The sequence below is a fragment of the Arthrobacter sp. P4_F10 genome (assembly GCF_056401435.1).
In genome coordinates this window covers 615862-632554 of record NZ_JBFUJJ010000001.1, presented here as the reverse complement: position 1 = coordinate 632554, position 16693 = coordinate 615862, and the positions used below count along the sequence as shown (strand labels likewise).

Below are 16693 nucleotides of genomic sequence, written 5' to 3'. Positions count from 1 at the left end.
GGGTTATGCTGTGCCCGAGGTGGGACTCGAACTGCATTCCAACCCCTGCAAACACTGCGAACTCCCGGAAACATAACGAATCCGGGCCAGTCCGGCAGCAGTACGATCCGATCCACCGCCCAAAATGTGCACAATGTACACACGCCAAATTGGCCAACTCAGAGCATCGCAGCCACGAGCCGCACCCACGCCGAGGTGCGGCTGTTCTATATTCTGGGCCAGGAGCCTTTCGGAACGAAATTCCGGTCAGCCGAAGCTCAGGCGCCCTCTGCCTCAGCTAACGGACGGTCCATTATCGGCGCCTCCGGGTTCTTCCCGGGGCGCCCATTCGCCAGTGAGCTTCAGTGGTAGTGACCGGCCTCTACGCGGCCGACGATGGCGGTCTCCCGGTCGCGCACTTCGGCGGTTACCGCGCGGAATGCCTCTGTGTGGGCCGTGCCGGGCCGCGCCATGCCATGCCAAAGCAAGCACCGAGCCGGGCACGTCCACAATGGGTCGGTAGACGATTGAGGGCCGAGGCGCGAGCCGAGCCATGCTGATCATGGTTACGCTGAGCGCCATGCCAGTTGACACAGTTTCCATTTCCTCCTCCACTGACGAGTTGACCGGCCCGATCCGCGGCGGTAACTCCTCCTCCAGGCCGCTGTCGCGCAATGTCCAAAACGCCCGCCAGCTCGCATCAGCCGTGCGAGGCGCACTGATGGTCTGATCCGCCAGGTCTTTCAGACGTACGGACTCCGAAGCCGCCAGGGAATGTCCACGTGGTAAGCCGGCCGCTCGGGACTCAACGAAGATGTGCTCCGTGCACAGATCCGGGAGGTCGATGGGGAGTCGTACGAAGGCGGCGTCAGACTCTCCGGATAGCAGGCCGCATGAAGGATCGTTCAGGTTGAAACTCTCCAGTTCGATGGTCAAGTCCGGATAGCGGGACCGGAACGTATCGACGATCGGTGGCATGAGTTCGAGCGCAGAGGAAACAGTGAAACCCATCTTTAGCACGCCCAGCTGTCTCCTTTGCACACGCCGGGCGGCCTCCACGCCGGCGTCGAGCTCAACGAGAGCACGTCGGGTTGCAGGCAGGAACTCTTCACCTGCCTCCGTGAGTGCCACGTTGCGCGTCGTCCGTTCCAGCAGGGCGGCTCCAACGTCCCGCTCCAGCTCAGCAATGCTCTGGCTGATGCCCTGCTGCGAAATGTACAGACTCTCCTGCGTGGCACGGGTGAAGTTCAAAGTTTGGCCAACGTAAGCGCGGACTGTGAGCACGCAACACCGGGTAACTGTCGCCCACGTAACGTCAACGGGCGCGTGGAGATGGGCTAGCCCAGCCGTGCCTTCAGGTGCTCGTCCAGTGCAGCGAGGAATTCCTCGGTGCTCAGCCATTCCTGGTCCGGGCCCACCAGAAGCGCCAGGTCTTTGGTCATCTGACCGGCTTCGACCGTCTTGATGACGACGTCTTCGAGAGTGATGGCAAAGTCAATGACGGCAGGGGTGTTGTCCAGTTTGCCGCGGTGCATGATGCCGCGGGTCCAGGCGAAGATCGAGGCGATCGGGTTGGTGGAGGTCGGCTTGCCCTGTTGGTGCTGGCGGTAGTGGCCGTSACGGTGCCGTGTGCSGCYTCGGCCTCGACGGTCTTGCCGTCCGGGGTCATCAGCACGGAGGTCATCAGACCAAGCGAGCCGTAGCCCTGGGCGATCGTGTCCGACTGGACGTCGCCGTCGTAGTTCTTGCAGGCCCAGACGTAGCCGCCTTCCCACTTCATCGCCGACGCGACCATGTCATCGATCAGGCGGTGTTCGTAGCTGAGGCCGGCGGCTTCGAACAGATCCTTGAACTCGGCGTCGAACACTTCCTGGAACAGATCCTTGAACTGGCCGTCGTAGGCCTTCAGGATCGTGTTCTTGGTGGAGAGGTACACCGGGTAGTTCCGCTGCAGCCCGTAGGCGAAGGAAGCTCGGGCGAAGTCGCGGATGGAGTCATTGAAGTTGTACATGCCCATCGCCACCCCTCCCCCGTCGGGGTAGGTGACCACCGTCTGCTTGATCTCTTCGCCGCCGTCGGAGGGCGTGAACGTCAGGGTTAGCGTTCCGGCCCCCGGGGCCTTGAAGTTGGTGGCGCGGTACTGGTCGCCGAAGGCGTGGCGTCCGATGATGATTGGCTTGTTCCAGCCTGGGACCAGGCGCGGGATGTTGGAGATGATGATCGGCTCGCGGAAGACGACCCCGCCCAGGATGTTGCGGACGGTTCCGTTCGGGGAGACCCACATCTTCTTCAGGCCGAATTCTTTGACCCGGGCCTCGTCCGGGGTGATGGTGGCGCATTTGATGCCCACGTTGTACTTCTTGATCGCGTTCGCGGCGTCGATGGTGACCTGGTCATCGGTCGCGTCACGATTCTGGATGGACAGGTCGAAGTATTTCAGGTCCACATCCAGATACGGAAGGATCAGGCGGTCTTTGATGAACTGCCAGATGATGCGGGTCATTTCGTCGCCGTCAAGCTCCACAATGGAGCCAACGACCTTGATCTTTTCGTTCATACGCTCTCCTTGATTTCATGGGCACAATGCCCCACACCGATGGTGGTCTCTGACATCTGCGAACCCGGGGTGGCGCTCGGTGCACGACGGTTCCGGGCACCGGGTGCCACCCCTGGCTCCTATCGGGAGCTGATGCGCGGCGTCCCCCGGCGGGCAGCGAATCGGTTTTTGACGCGTTGCAGCTCGGCCGGCAGTTCGGGGGGCAGCGAGTCACCGAACCGGGCGTACCACTGATCGATGCTGTCGATTTCCTGGGCCCATTCCTGTGAATCGACCGCCAGGGCGGCACTGAGGTGTCCGCGGGTGACATCGAGGCCTTCGACGTCGAGGGACTCCGGTGCGGGAACGAAGCCGATGGGAGTTTCAATGGCAGCGGCTGTCCCCTCGAGCCGTTCGATGGCCCATTTCAGGACGCGGGAGTTGTCTCCGAATCCGGGCCACAGGAAGCCACCAACGCTGTCGCGGCGGAACCAATTGACCAGGAAGATCCGGGGCAATGTGGCGGGATTGGCTGCCCGGCCGATCTCCAGCCAGTGGTTGAGGTAGTTTCCGGCGTCGTAGCCGATGAAGGGGAGCATGGCCATCGGATCGCGGCGGACGACCCCGACTTGGCCGGCGGCAGCCGCTGTGGTCTCAGAGGACAGCGTCGACCCCATGAAAACACCGCCCACCCAGTCCCTGGACTCGGTGACCAGGGGGATGGTTGTCTTCCGGCGCCCACCGAAGAAGATGGCCGAGAGCGGCACGCCCTGCGGTTGGTAGTATTCCTCGGCCAGGATATCGACCTGGCTGATGGGGGTGCAGAACCGCGAGTTGGGATGGGCCGCGGGCCTGCCGGAGCCCGGCGTCCAGTCCTGGCCCGTCCAGTCGGTCAGGTGTTCCGGGGTGTCCCGGGTCATGCCTTCCCACCAGACGCCGCCGTCATCGGTGAGAGCCACGTTGGTGAAAATGGTGTTGCCCTTGGCGATGGCGTCCATCGCGTTGGGGTTGGTGTGCCATCCGGTGCCGGGTGCAACGCCGAAGAGGCCCGCCTCGGGGTTGGTGGCCCGCAGTTCCCCGTCCTTTCCGACACGAATCCAAGCGATGTCGTCTCCCAGGGTTTCCACTTTCCAGCCGTCCACTGTGGGGTTCAGCAGCGCGAGGTTGGTCTTGCCGCAGGCCGAGGGAAACGCGGCGGAGATGTAGTAGGCCTTCTGCTCCGGGCTGGTGAGTTTGAGGATGAGCATGTGCTCCGCGAGCCAGCCCTCCTGCCGGGACATCGCGGACGCGATGCGCAGTGAGTAGCATTTCTTGCCCAGCAGCGCGTTGCCTCCGTACCCGGACCCGTAGGACCAGATGGCATTTTCCTCAGGGAAGTGGACGATCCATTTGTCGTCATTGCAGGGCCAGCTGACATCCTGCTGCCCCGGCTCCAGCGGTGCACCGACGGAGTGCAGTGCGGGGACGAAGTCCGCGTCCAGTTCGACCATTTTGGCCAGGACTTCGGAACCGGTGTGGGCCATTATGCGCATGGAGGCGACGACGTAGGCGCTGTCGGTGATCTCAACGCCGAACTTGGGGTCCTCGGCGTCGAGGTGGCCCATCACGAACGGAATCACGTACATGGTGCGTCCCCGCATGGCGCCGCGGAAGAGCCCGTTCAGCTTCTCCTTCATCTGTGCCGGCGCCATCCAGTTGTTGGTAAAGCCGGCGTCGCGTTCGTGTTCGGAGCAGATGTAGGTCTGCTCTTCGACCCGGGCAACGTCCTTGGGGTCGGAGAAGGCGGCAAACGAGTTGTGAAACCTGTCCGCGTCCAGGCGGACCAGGGTTCCGGCCGCAACGAGCCCGTCGGTGATCTGGCGGTATTCGGCTTCGGAGCCGTTGACCCAGTGGATGCGGTCCGGCTGGGTCAGGCCAGCAACTTCGCCGACCCAGTCCGAAAGCCGGGCCAGGGCGGCCGGGGCGGTATCCATGACGGTGGACTGTGTGGTGTTTGGCAAGGTTCTCTTCCTTCCCCCGCGCTTTGTGGCGTTGGCGGGGATGATCCTAGACGGTGATGGGTGGTTCATCGGAGCATCGCGGCCGGAGGCCAATAGGAGTTCAGGAGCGGCTGCGAGTCCCTCGAAGGGGGCCAGGGGCCTCAGGTTATTTACTATTTGATGAATACATCAATTTATATAATAGTCCCTATGGCACCGCCGTCGCGGACGGAGGACGGCAGGAACGTCTGAACACGGCTCAGCACCCCGTGGAGAGAAGCGAGGCAGATCACCCGATGGAACCGGGAACTACCGCGGCAGACGTGCAGCGCTGTCCCCGGTGCCCCTGCCGGGGCGGGCATGCCTTCACCGGCAACGGCAGGCAGGCGGCCTGAATTTAAATTTAGGGTCTCGGCGTCAGACGTTCGGCGCATGGCAGGACGGTCCTGAGGTCCGGGGCGCCGGTTTCCAGGCCCGACCGGGCGAGCGCGCTGATGTCTAGGTCGGTGTTTTCGGCCAGGTGGACGACGGGGTAGCCGTTGTGCAGCAGGCGCCACCGGGGCGAGGTCCCGGACCAGGACGGTGCCGATGAAAAGACCGGCTTCGACCCTGAGGCGCCCTGGCGCCGGCCGGTTCCTGTCCGGCCTGGCACGGAGTCCTCCGAATGCTTCGGTCCCCGGCGCGGCGTCGGCGAGCCTTGCGCCGCGGTGCATTGACGCAGGACGCGCAGGCGCGGGGATGCACGGCGGATGACAGTCCCGACATCGTAAGTGGACAGGCCGGTGACGCGCCCGTCCCGAAGGCTGACCGTGAGGTGCCGGATCGAGGTGCGGCCCCCGTCGCCGGCAAGGAGCCCCACCAGGTAGCTCCCCTTGCCTGCCGGTCTGGTCAGTTCGAAGTCCACGCGCACGTCCGGGCCGGAGGTGTCCACCGACACCCCGGCGATAGGCGGAGCCGGAGCCGGAGCCGGAGGCGCGGAGGCAGGAACGGGCGCGGACCGCCCTTGTCCGGGTGCCGGCAGCGGCCGCATCACGCCGCCCGCCATCCGGGCCGCTGCCCGGGCCTGGGGGCAGGGTCCGGGCATCGGGTCCGAAGGCCGCGGTATGACGCGGCCGGCCCGGCACCTGGGAACCGGGTCCCAGATGCCGGGCATCTGTCCTCCGGCTGGCCGTGGCGGCCGGAGGGGTCTTTGTCGGGAAGGGCATTATGGTGCTCCCTTTCCCGGCCGGGCAAGGGTACCTGCGGATGCCCTGGTCCGGCGTGAAGTGGCCGTCCGGTCCGCGGAAGCCGGTGCCCGGCAGGGGCAGACTGGTCCATCCCCTGTTATATTGGATGATAGAAGCATCAAATAGTCAAGCAGAGGTTCGTAGTGAGAGCCCGGGAGGCAGGCATGGACGAGTTTTCGGATTTCCGGGCACCGTTATATGAAGTGAAGGCCAATCTTTTCAAGGGTCTGGCGCATCCCGTGCGGATCAGGGTGCTGGAGCTGCTCTCCGCGGCGCCCGAGGTATCGGTAACTGACATGCTCGCCGCGACAGGTCTGGAGGCCTCGCATCTGTCCCAGCATCTGTCCGTGCTGCGCCGTTACCACCTGGTGAAGGGCGAACGCAGGGCCCTGCAGATGTTCTATTCCCTGGCGTACCCGCAGGTCGCTGACCTGCTGTCCGTGGCACGTCTGCTGCTCAACGACATGCTGCACACCACCCGCGAGCAGCTCGAACATTCCGAGGCCACGTCTCCGGCCGCTGCGTCCCCGCTGGCTGCGGCCGCCGACAGCTCACGATGAAGGCCCTGACCGCGGCCCGGGCGCTTCTGCCCGGCCCGAGAGACTATACGGATCTGCCCCGCACCTGGAAAGGGGACCTCATCGCCGGGGTCACCGTGGGTATCGTCGCCCTCCCGCTGGCGCTGGCCTTCGGGGTCAGCTCCGGCGCCGGAGCGGCCAGCGGACTGATTACCGCTGTGATCGCCGGCATCGTCGCCGCCGTTTTCGGTGGTTCCAACATCCAGGTTTCCGGCCCGACCGGAGCGATGGTCGTCGTCCTGGGTCCCGTCATCGCCACGCAGGGCGTCGGTGCCCTGGCCGCGGTTGCCGTCCTGGCAGGGGTCATCGTGGTCGCCGCCGGTGTGCTCAAGCTCGGCCGGGTCGTGACCCTGCTGCCCTGGCCGGTGATCGAGGGCTTCACCCTCGGCATTGCCATGATCATCTTCCTGCAGCAGGTCCCCGCAGCGTTCGGCGTCAAAGCCGGACCAAGCAGCAACGCCGCCGTCTCTGCCGTCCAGGGACTCACGACGGCGTCCCCCGCCACCCTCCTTGCCCCGCTGGCACTGGTGGCACTTGTCGCCGTCATCATGATCGCCGCACCCCGGATCCACGCGCAGATCCCCGGTTCTCTCATCGCCATCATCATCGCCAGCATCGCCGCCCAGGTGCTGGACCTGCCGGTGGCCCGGATCGGCACCCTGCCCGACACCCTGCCGGCCCCGGTTATCCCCGCCCTGGACTGGGGCACCGTGGCTGCCCTTGCCGGGCCGGCCGCGACCATCGCGGCCCTCGCGGCGATCGAGTCGCTGCTCTCTGCCCGGGTTGCCGCGTCGATCTCCGACACCGGCCCCTACGACGCCGACCGTGAACTCCTGGGCCAAGGCCTGGCCTCCGTCGCATCCGGGTTCTTCGGCGGCATGCCCGCCACCGGGGCCATCGCCCGCACCGCGGTGAACATCCGCTCCGGCGGCAGGACCCGGCTCGCGGCCATCACCCATGCCGTTGTCCTGCTGGCCGTGGTCTACCTCGCCACCGGCCCGGTCTCACGTATCCCGCTCGCCGCCCTCGCCGGGGTACTGATGGTCACCGCCACCCGCATGGTCTCCCCCACCACGCTGCGCAGCGTGATCGGATCGACCCGTGCCGACGCCGTCGTGTTCTTCGTCACCGCGCTGATCACCGTGTCCTTCGACCTCATCGAGGCAGTGGCGATCGGCGTCGCCGTCGCGTCCTTCTTCGCCCTGCGCACCCTGGTCAAGTCCAGCGGCGTCCACCGGGAAGAGATCCCCGGCCCGGTCCAGGACGGGGACGAACACATCGCCGTGTTCCGCCTCGACGGGGCCCTGTTCTTCGCCGCCGCCGAACGCGTCCTGGACCGGGTCAGCGCTATCCGCAACGTCGACGTCGTCATCATCCGCATGTCACAGCTCCAGGTCCTGGACGCAACAGGGGCCAGGGTCATCACCGACATCGTCAACGCCCTCGAACGCCGCGGCATCACCGTACTGATCAAAGGAATCCAGGACCGCCACCTGGCCCTGGTCACCAAGGTCGGCGTCCTGGAATCCCTGCGCCACCACAAACACCTCTTCGCGGAATTGCCCCCGGCCGTGGAACACGCCCGCAGCCACGTCGCCCGCGCCAGGGCCGCCCGCATCGCAGAACTTCCCGCACTCGACAAAGCACCCGACGCCGGCCAGGACCCCGACCGTGGCCCGGTCGCGGCAGCCACTCCCGGCCGCACCACGGTCCGCTGAATGATCAGGAGCATCCTTTGCCGCCAACAGCACCCCTGGAATCCCGGACCGAACCGGACCGCCTGCCGCGATACCTCCTGGGTTTCGGACTGGGGGCCCTTCTGCTGTTCGACCTCCCGGCACTCTTCGCGGGGCCTACGAACCCGGTCTGGCTGGCCGCGGCGGTACTGACCGCCCCGACCGTCGGCATCCGTGCCGGGATCGACGGGTTCCGACGGCGCAACAACTCACCGGGCCGGCCCACAGGGGCAACAGCGCTGCACCCGGGCAGGAGCTCGCCATGAGCGTGGGCGACATGGCACTTCCGGCGTGGAAGTACTCCAGGCCCGGAGGGACCGGGTACCCCGCGGACGCGGAAGCCTGGAACCGCTGGTACACCGAGAACGACCTCAGCTGGGCGCCGGCAAGCTCCTCGGTCCGCGCCATCCTGAACGGGCTTGCCCCCGGACGGGCCCTGGATCTGGGGGCCGGCGACGGCCGCAACGCCGTGTGGCTCGCCGGACGCGGCTGGCACGTGACAGCGATGGACTTTTCCGCCGCAGCCCTGGATATCGGGCGCGGACGCGCCTTCGCCGAAGGCGTCACGGACCTGATCACCCGGTCCGTCGCCGACGTCACCACCTGCGCCCCGGTACGCGGAAGCCTGGACCTTGTTCTGGCCGCCTTCCTCCATCTGCCCGGCCCCGATCTCGATCGCGTCATCGCCCGCAACGCCCCGGGCCTAACCCCCGGCGGGCTGTTCCTGTACATCGGCCACGACCCGGCCGACCCGCGGGAAGGCACCGCCGGAACACGTGACCCGTCCGTGCTGCACCACAGCGCGCGGGTTGCCGCCTGGGCCAGAGCGTCCGGGTTGGAGGTCGAATCAGCAGAAATCCGGTCACGGCCCGTCCCCGGGGCCCGCCGGCCCGCGTTGGACTGCGTGGTCCTGGCCCGCAGCCCGGCCGCGCCGGCACAGTCCCCGCCTACGGCATCGTAAACGCCCAACCCGCACCCACCACCAGGAGAGCAAGAAAACACTGGGGACAAGGAAGCAATGGACTACCACCTGAAAAGTATCGAGGCCGCCGCGGCCCGGGGCGGCTACCTACCAGCGCACGGTCATGCCGTCCCCGCACCCGACTGCACCAAACCGGCTTTGTCCGAACACCACGGTTCCGGAACGGAGGCATCCGGCCTGGTTTTGGCCTTGTGCCGGGCCATGGCCGCCCAAGTGCCGCCCGCCGATGCGGCGGCGGCGGCGGGCATGAGCCTTTCTGAACTTTTCAACACACTGCGGGAACACCCCTGACGGACAGCCCGCTCCCGGAACCTGCACCACCCATCCCCGTACTGCCCGCACTCTGCATTGCCCCGCCTCATAAGTCCCGCCCGACCGGTCCCGATATTCAGGAGCAAAACATGACAGCACCGACCGTGCCCGCACCAAAACCCTCAACAGGCCGGGGCTCCCGGATCGCAGGGGTCGGCTCGTACCAGCCCGCCAGGATCCTGGATAACGAGGAACTGAGCCAGATCGTGGATACCACCGATGAATGGATCCGCAGCAGGGTCGGGATCCAGGAACGCCGCATCGCCGATACCGAATCCGTCGCGGACATGGCCACCCAGGCCGGGCGGGACGCCCTTCAACATGCCGGGATCGAAGCCGCGGATCTGGACCTGGTCGTCGTTGCTACCGTGACCGCACTGGACCGCTCCCCGAGCACCGCCGGGCGGGTCTCGGCCGCGCTGGGTGCCCGGAACCCTGCCGTGTTCGACCTTAACGCCGCCTGCTCGGGGTTCACGCACGCCCTTGCCGTCGCTGACCAGGCCATCCGTTCCGGGGCCGCCAACACCGCCCTGGTCATCGGGGCCGAGAAGCTCAGTGACTTCACGGACTGGGCCGACAGGACCACCTGCGTACTCGTCGGTGACGGTGCCGGCGCCCTCGTGCTCACCGCCTCACCAACTCCGGGGATCGGACCAGTCCACTGGGGATCAGTCCCCGAACTGTCCCACGCGGTCAGGATCGAAGAACCCAAACTCCGTTTCCAGCAGGAAGGCATGTCCGTGTTCCGGTGGGCCATCAGCGAGGCCGCCACGCTGGCCCGGAAAACCTGCGAGATCGCCGGCATCCGGCCGGACGAGCTCGCAGGGTTCGTCCCGCACCAGGCCAACCTGCGCATCATCGAGCCCCTTGCCGATCAACTCGGAATCTCCCGCGAGATCACCGCACGTGACGTCGTCACCTCGGGGAACACGTCCTCGGCCAGTATCCCGATCGCCCTTGCCAAGCTGGTGCGTAGCGGACAGCTTCCGCCCGACAGCCCCGTTCTGCTGTTCGGTTTCGGCGGCGGATTCTCCTACGCCGGGCAGGTAGTCCGCACCCCGGCCACCGGCACCGTGTCCGGAGCCTGAAGCACCTGGCGCCTCGGGCACGGCCGATCGGCCGTTCCCGAACAGGCCGACAACCACGACCTCACACCGCGTCAAAGACAAGGGAAACACCCATGCCACTGCTGGATGAACTTCAGGACACCACGCAAGGCGCTTACGGGTCTGGGCGCCCCAACGACCTGATCGACGGTGACCACGGCGTGACCGGAAGGAACAGGAACGGCCGGGACTGAACGAAGCCGGGCGGTTGTCCGGGCCGGCACAATCTGGTCGTCACCAACCTCGCGGTTTGCCCGGTCCCTGCCCGATGCTCGATGCTCGGTGCCCGGGAGATCATTAGGGTCATGGCGACAGTTTCCGACGAGTTCCGGCGCCCGACAGGGATGACCATGAAGATTTGATCCCCAAGCCGCAGCAGGTCATGCAGTTCCAAGCGCTCCCGGCCATGAAGGAGTAAGCAGCAACACCGCTGTCCACGTCAAGAGAAGGAGCCGCCAAACCAGCCGCCACCAACAAAAATGGGCCCCGCAGGGGCCCATAAAGGAGATTTGTACACATTCAGCGGCCCACAAGCCTCTGAACAGGGAAAACACGTGCCCGAGGTGGGACTCGAACTGCATTCCCTCCCCCGCAAATACTGAACTCCCGCGGAAACATACGGAATCCGGCCGGATCCGACCCCGGTACGACCCAGTCCGAAGCCCAAAGTGTGTACTTTGTACACACTCCAAATTGCCCAGTTCAAAGGACTGCGGCCCCGCTCCCCAATCCGGGGTGCGGCTGTTCTGTATTCTGCGCCAGGAGCCGTCCGGAACGGAATTCCGGTCAGCCGCAGCATCAGGCGCCCTCTGCCGCGGCGGACAGAACGTCCGTTATCGGCGTTCAGGAACTACGTACGGCTCGGGTCACCGTCGAGGGCTGTCTGGCTTCTATTTGCAGTACCGTGACACGAAGGCCCCGCAGCGGGAAGGTCCCACCGCAGTGCCTTCGTGTCACCGTGTGAAGTCGTGTTGCCCTGTGGGATCTTTGTCCCCCTACGCCGGAATAACTGCAGGCGCGGGTTCACGGACCAGTTCGCTTGCGAGGTCGGCGGCCAGATCTTCGACAACCTGCCCGTACAGCAGCGCGCCCTTGGCAGCGCTGGAGCCCGCGGCCGATGACAGGCAACCGGTGGCCGGTGTCCGCTCCGGCACCACCGGGAGCCTGTCGAAGCGCGGCAGGACCGCGGCAGGCCCGTCGACCAGGCGGTCCATGGCAACCCGGGCCGGTTCGAGGTGGAGCATGAGCGAGGTTTCCAGGACCCCGCCGTGCTCGATGTCCCAGCCCGGGAAGCCCTCGGGGTAGACCTGCGTCAGCGTGTCCTGGCTGACAAAGTCCCAGTACGAGAGCAGCAGCACGCTCTGCTCTGCACCGGACTTGATCCCCAGCTCGTCCAGGGCCAGGTCGATTCCCTCATACAGGAACTGGTAGTTCTCGAAGTGGCAGTTGATGAAGACCACGTGCCGGACGCCCTGGTTGAGGAAGGACTTGACCAGGTTGCGCGCCACGCCGATAAGGGTGGCGCCGTCCAGGCTGGTCGTACCGGAGAGGTGGTTGCCGCCGCCGGACTTCTGCTGCGACTTGTACCCGTAGGCGATGGGCTGGGCAACCAGTGCACCGAGCCGCCGGGCGACACCCTCCGCGAAGTGGGAGGACAGGATGGTGTCCGTTCCCAGCGGAAGGTGTGGGCCGTGCTGCTCCAGGGATCCGACGGGAATGAGGACGATCGCCTCTCTGGATGCCAAGGCTTCGCGGTAGGCGAAGGCATCCAGGTCTTCCAGAAATACTGACTTGTCCATGCTGGTGGTGCTCCTCGTTAAGTGCGGTGTGCAGTGTCGCGGCGGCCGCCGCCACCGGGTGTCAGGCGCTGATGATGTTGTGTGCCGGGCCGAAGGGCAATCTTGTGATGTTTCGGCGCCATCGGGGTGATCTCCTGGTCAGAGGCCGGCGGGCGTGGCGGACACGGCGGGAAGGTTGGCCGTCCCGGGGGCGGGTTGGGTGTCGCTGCTCAGGTGCAGGTAGCGGCGGTGGTACCGCGGGCCCATGATGGCGTAGGCTGCGGCGCTGGTCAGACCGCCGGCGAGCCAGGACAGGTCCCAGCCGCCCAGGGCCACGGCGATGGGTCCCTGCATTGCCGGCACCAGTCCGTACATGAAGAGCCAGGTGGCGAAGATGCCGATGAGCAGGGAGGCGATGCCTGCCGGGTTCACGCCGGGCAGGCGTTTGGTGCCGACGGCGTCGAAGAGCCTGTCTGGGTTGCCGGGCCAGCGTTTCTCGATCCAGAAGTAGTGGACCAGCATGACCCCGCCCCAGGCGGCCACCCAGGCGACCAGCCCAATCAGCCATGCGTCCAGCACGGAGGCGAAGTCCTCCTGGAAGATGAAGAATACGACGGCTGCGAGGGAGAACACTCCGACGAACAAGTTCAGCTTGCGGCGGCTGATGTTGATGTCCAGTGCCTGTGTGGCGACGGAAAAGGTGTAGATGTTCAAGATGTTGGTCGCGATCGGGCCGTGCAGCACCATGAGCAGCACGGGGAGGGCCAGCGCACCGAAGTTCAGGACGATGAGTTTGCCGGGGTCAACTTCTCCGGTGTTGGTGGCCAGGCTGGCGCCCAGGATTCCGAGCCAGACCACGGGGATGAACTGGCCCAGCACCGAGGCGAGGTAGACCTTGYGCTTGGGCACCGTGGTGCTGACGAAGCGGGAGTAGTCSGCGGCGTAGGTGAACCAGGTGATGCCCCAGCCGATGCCGATGGCSGTCATGACSGCGCTCATCGCGGCGATGCGTTCCGAGCCTTCCAGGATGTGGCCTGCAGGGCCGGCGTAGGTCCAGTTGATCTTCATGCCGAACCAGGCCACGGCGGACATCACGGTCAGGATGATGATGGTSGGCGGSACGGTCCACTTTTCGAACGCCGCGATCGCTTTGTAGCCGAACCAGGCGATGGCCACCTGTACAGCCATGATGAAGGTGGCGATGCCAATCTTCCAGACGTAGTTCTTGGCCTCCGGATCCACCCACCCCAGGGTTCCGAACAGCGCCATGACCAGATCCAGGATGATCCAGGTGTTCACTGCACACCAGCCGATCACCAGGAGGGCCTGAATGGCCGCCGGCAGGTAGTTGCCGCGCCGGCCAAAGGCGGCGCGGGCCAGCACCATGCCGGTCGCTCCCGTCTTTTGGCCCAGCAGGACGAAGCAGCCGAAGAGCAGCATCCCGATCAGGTTTCCGAGGACAAGAACCGTGACGGTGTCCGCGAATCCAAGGCCGAGCTGGATGCCGAGGGCTCCGAGCACCCAGTTGATCGGGGCGAGGTTAGCGCCGGCCCAGATCCAGAACTGACCGGACACTTTCCGGGTCCGCTGTGATTCGGGAATGGGCTGGAGCCAGGCCTCGTGGTCTACGTGGTCTTCGTTGACCACTTGACCGGCGGGAACCGCTAGGGATTTTTCACGCATTTAAAGCCTCCGGGAGAGGGGGTGATAGGGGGTTTCCTCAAGGTTATGTGGTGCAGGCCACATAACCTAGATGCAATGTGTCTGGATATTCGCCTTGCAACGCGACGGAGTGTAAGTTCCCATCCGCCTTGAAGAGGTCCTTAACCACCCGACCCTGGCGGCTGCACACCCGGTTGTCCGGGCCGCGGCCTTCGCCGTAGCCAGGACCCGGCCCGCTGGATCCAGACGGGGTTGGTGGGCCGCCCACTCCCATGATCGATGCCGGGGCATTCGCCCTGGAACGTTTCGCTGTTCAGTCCCTGGATACGGACCAGTGGCGGAACTTCGTGCGCCAGCAGCTGGGCGCGCTCCTGGACCATGATGCCCAGCGCCACTCGCAGCTCCTAGGCACGCTGGCAATGTGGATGGATTCCGGATGCAACACCGCCCAGGCGGCCAGGGAACTGCACGTGGAACGGCAGTCAATGCACCAACGGCTGCAACGGATCTTCGTACTGTGCGGCGGTGACCCCCGGGTCACGGGCCGGCTGGGCGCATTGCATCTGGCCACCCGGCTTGCGCGGCTCCCCTGAGTGCCCCTGGCGGCACCATAAGTCAGGCAGCTCTCCTGCCGGAGCAGGCTAGCTTTGCTTGCGGTGTTCGGCGCTGCCGGGCGCGCGTCCGCCCAGCCGGGTGGTGACCCGGTGTGCTGCGGCGGCGCACGCGTCGCCCAGGCTTTCCAGCCGTTCCCGGGAGACGCGGAACCGGGGCGCCGGGACCAGGACGGCCGCCACGATGTCGCCGCGGTGGTCGTAGACGGGTGCTGCCACGCCCACTTCGTCAATGGAGGATTCGCCGTAGTTGATGGCCCAGCCCCGGGCCGTCACGTCCTTGAGCTTGATCTGGTAGCCATCCAGGCCTGCCTCATCAAGTCCCGGGTAGTCGATGGCTCCGCTGCGCAGGAGCGTACGGACACGTTCGGCAGGTTGGGCGGAGAGGAAGACCTGCACGGAGGCGCTCATGGCGTCCGTGTACCGGGCGCCCAGCGGGGTGGTGTGTTTGATCTGGTGGTGGCTGGCGATCTGCTCCACGCACATTGACTCGGCGCCGTTCCAGACCATGAGGGCGCTGGTTTCGCCGGTCTGTTCGGTCAGTTCACGCAGGACCGGGTAGGCCACGCGCCGTTCTTCGAGTTCGGCCAGCAGCGGTCCGGCGATGGCGATCAGTCCCAGSCCCAGSCGGAAGCGGCGGGTTTCCGGGTCCCGTTCCACCAGGTGTTCCTGTTCGAAGGTGGCCAGGATCCGGGARACGGTGCTYTTGTGCAGGCCSACCCGGTTGGCGATCTCGGTGACGCCGAGCAGCGGYTCRTCSGSSGTGAAMGTYCGCAGYACGGCGATGGCGTTGACGATGACSGAGGYGCCCTTGGTGTCGCCGTTGCCGTTGATCTCCGGTGATTCTTCTTGATTCATGGTGGTTCCATCATTCCGTACATGGCCCGTAGATGGCCGAAAAGCGGCGCCACGTTGGACGTGGCGCCGCTTCTTCGCGGATCAGGGGCCGGTCAGGCTCCGATGATGTTGTATTCSGGGCCGAAGGGGAACTTCGTGATGTTCTCGGCYCCGTCYTCRCCGACCACCAGGATGTCGTGCTCACGGTAGCCGCCGGCGCCGGGCTGKCCGTCCAGGACCGTGATCATGGGTTCCATGGAGACCACCATGCCCGGTTCCAGCACGGTGTCGATGTCCTCGCGGAGTTCCAGKCCGGCYTCSCGGCCGTAGTAGTGGCTCAGGACGCCGAASGAGTGTCCGTAGCCGAACGTCCGGTTGGCAAGCAGTCCGTGRCCCACGTAGATCTCGTTCAGCTCGGCGGCGATGTCCTTGCAGACAGCTCCCGGCTTGATGAGCTCGAGGCCGCGCTTGTGGACCTCTACGTTGATGTTCCACAGTTCCAGGGAGCGGGCGTCGGGTTCGCCGTAGAACAGGGTGCGCTCCAGTGCGGTGTAGTAGCCGGAGGTCATGGGGAAGCAGTTCAGGGACAGGATGTCGTGTTCTTGGATCTTGCGCGTGGTGGCCCAGTTGTGGGCGCCGTCGGTGTTGATGCCGGACTGGAACCACACCCAGGTGTCACGGATTTCCGAATCCGGGAAGGTCCGGGCGATTTCGTGAACCATGGCTTCGGTGCCGATCAGGGCGACCTCGTATTCGGTGATGCCGGCGGTGATGGCGTTGCGGATGGCTTCGCCGCCGAGGTCGCCGATGCGGGCTCCGTGCTTGATCACCTCGATCTCTTCGGCCGATTTGATCATCCGCTGGCGCATCGCGGCCTGGGCCACGTCCACCAGGGCGGCCCCGGCAAACGCCGCCTGGATCTTGTTCCGGTTGTCCAGCGGGAGCGAATCGTCTTCGACGCCGAGCCGGCGGGGGTTAATGCCGCGGGTGCGCAGCGCCTCCTGGATGGCGAAGATGTAGTTGTCCCGGCGCCAGTCTGTGTACACCACGTTGTCGCCGTAGCTGCGCCGCCACGGCATGCCGGCGTCGATGTTGGCCGTAACAGTCACGGTGTCGTCCTTGGTGACCACCATGGCGTAGGACCGGCCGAAGTAGGTGAAGAGGAAGTCAGAGTAGTACTTGATGGAGTGGTAGCTGGTCAGGACGACGGCGTCCAGGTCCTTCTCGGCCATGATGCGGCGCAGTCCGCCGAGCCGGCGCTCAAATTCGGCGTTGGAAAAGGTCAGCTTTTCCTTCTGCCCGTTGTGCAGGACTTTCAGTCGCTCCAGTTCGGCGATGGATGAAGCGTTGTTGGAGGTTGTGATGGTCATG

General features: G+C 65.6%; 12 protein-coding genes and 2 pseudogenes. 6 read left to right on the top strand and 8 right to left on the bottom strand.

Annotated features, from left to right (window positions below):
- Positions 1-273 precede the first annotated feature (273 nt).
- From AC1DR1_RS02915 to AC1DR1_RS02900, 4 genes and pseudogenes are all read right to left on the bottom strand, one after another.
- Positions 274-1230: a LysR family transcriptional regulator gene (locus AC1DR1_RS02915; protein ID WP_476992159.1), complete on the bottom strand. Its 957-nt coding sequence runs from the start codon at positions 1228-1230 to the stop codon at positions 274-276.
- Positions 1231-1316: 86 nt separating this feature from the next.
- Positions 1317-2536 (bottom strand): annotated as a pseudogene (locus tag AC1DR1_RS02910) (NADP-dependent isocitrate dehydrogenase).
- A 119-nt stretch (positions 2537-2655) separates the two neighbouring features.
- Entirely contained in the window at positions 2656-4584 is a 1929-nt protein-coding gene (locus AC1DR1_RS02905) for a phosphoenolpyruvate carboxykinase (GTP) (protein WP_476967878.1), read from the bottom strand.
- A 313-nt stretch (positions 4585-4897) separates the two neighbouring features.
- Positions 4898-5425 (bottom strand): hypothetical protein, encoded by a 528-nt coding sequence (locus AC1DR1_RS02900; RefSeq protein ID WP_229995886.1) that lies wholly within the window; start codon positions 5423-5425, stop codon positions 4898-4900.
- Positions 5426-5884: 459 nt separating this feature from the next.
- Here AC1DR1_RS02900 and AC1DR1_RS02895 point away from each other — a divergent pair, with 459 nt between their 5' ends.
- The 5 genes from AC1DR1_RS02895 to AC1DR1_RS02875 all read left to right on the top strand — a co-directional run bounded on the left by AC1DR1_RS02895 (position 5885) and on the right by AC1DR1_RS02875 (position 10416).
- Complete coding sequence (locus AC1DR1_RS02895; protein ID WP_476992158.1) at positions 5885-6280, top strand: ArsR/SmtB family transcription factor; 396 nt, start codon at positions 5885-5887, stop codon at positions 6278-6280.
- Positions 6277-8016 (top strand): SulP family inorganic anion transporter, encoded by a 1740-nt coding sequence (locus AC1DR1_RS02890; RefSeq protein WP_476992157.1) that lies wholly within the window; start codon positions 6277-6279, stop codon positions 8014-8016. Before AC1DR1_RS02895 ends, AC1DR1_RS02890 begins: the two co-directional genes overlap by 4 nt.
- Positions 8017-8033: 17 nt before the next feature.
- On the top strand, positions 8034-8300 hold the full coding sequence (locus tag AC1DR1_RS02885) for a hypothetical protein (protein ID WP_364744536.1): 267 nt from the start codon (positions 8034-8036) through the stop codon (positions 8298-8300).
- Positions 8297-8995: an SAM-dependent methyltransferase gene (locus tag AC1DR1_RS02880; protein WP_364744533.1), complete on the top strand. Its 699-nt coding sequence runs from the start codon at positions 8297-8299 to the stop codon at positions 8993-8995. Before AC1DR1_RS02885 ends, AC1DR1_RS02880 begins: the two co-directional genes overlap by 4 nt.
- Before the next feature lie 422 nt (positions 8996-9417).
- Positions 9418-10416 (top strand): beta-ketoacyl-ACP synthase III, encoded by a 999-nt coding sequence (locus AC1DR1_RS02875; RefSeq protein WP_364744527.1) that lies wholly within the window; start codon positions 9418-9420, stop codon positions 10414-10416.
- 1013 nt (positions 10417-11429) lie between these two features.
- Here the strand turns inward: AC1DR1_RS02875 and AC1DR1_RS02870 are convergent.
- Positions 11430-12233 carry a creatininase gene (locus AC1DR1_RS02870; protein WP_476992156.1) on the bottom strand — a complete coding sequence of 268 codons (804 nt, stop codon included), beginning with the start codon at positions 12231-12233 and terminating at the stop codon, positions 11430-11432.
- A 138-nt stretch (positions 12234-12371) separates the two neighbouring features.
- Positions 12372-13895, bottom strand: coding sequence for a purine-cytosine permease family protein (locus AC1DR1_RS02865; protein WP_476992155.1), 1524 nt, complete (start codon positions 13893-13895; stop codon positions 12372-12374).
- Between the two features lie 323 nt (positions 13896-14218).
- Here AC1DR1_RS02865 and AC1DR1_RS02860 point away from each other — a divergent pair.
- Positions 14219-14467: pseudogene (locus tag AC1DR1_RS02860) on the top strand (helix-turn-helix domain-containing protein); the annotation flags it as partial.
- A gap of 48 nt (positions 14468-14515) precedes the next feature.
- Here AC1DR1_RS02860 and AC1DR1_RS02855 read toward each other — a convergent pair.
- Positions 14516-15343 (bottom strand): IclR family transcriptional regulator, encoded by an 828-nt coding sequence (locus tag AC1DR1_RS02855; protein WP_476992154.1) that lies wholly within the window; start codon positions 15341-15343, stop codon positions 14516-14518.
- Positions 15344-15435: 92 nt separating this feature from the next.
- Positions 15436-16692, bottom strand: coding sequence for an aminopeptidase P family protein (locus AC1DR1_RS02850; RefSeq protein WP_476992153.1), 1257 nt, complete (start codon positions 16690-16692; stop codon positions 15436-15438).
- Between the last annotated feature and the right edge of the window lies 1 nt (position 16693).

Excerpts from the sequence above, each read along its gene's own strand:
- AC1DR1_RS02890 (WP_476992157.1), top strand. The coding sequence starts at position 6,277 with ATGAAGGCCCTGACCGCGGCCCGGGCGCTTCTGCCCGGCCCGAGAGAC.
- AC1DR1_RS02880 (WP_364744533.1), top strand. The coding sequence starts at position 8,297 with ATGAGCGTGGGCGACATGGCACTTCCGGCGTGGAAGTACTCCAGGCCC.
- AC1DR1_RS02870 (WP_476992156.1), bottom strand. The coding sequence starts at position 12,233 with ATGGACAAGTCAGTATTTCTGGAAGACCTGGATGCCTTCGCCTACCGC.
- AC1DR1_RS02895 (WP_476992158.1), top strand. The coding sequence starts at position 5,885 with ATGGACGAGTTTTCGGATTTCCGGGCACCGTTATATGAAGTGAAGGCC.
- AC1DR1_RS02905 (WP_476967878.1), bottom strand. The coding sequence starts at position 4,584 with ATGAACCACCCATCACCGTCTAGGATCATCCCCGCCAACGCCACAAAG.
- AC1DR1_RS02875 (WP_364744527.1), top strand. The coding sequence starts at position 9,418 with ATGACAGCACCGACCGTGCCCGCACCAAAACCCTCAACAGGCCGGGGC.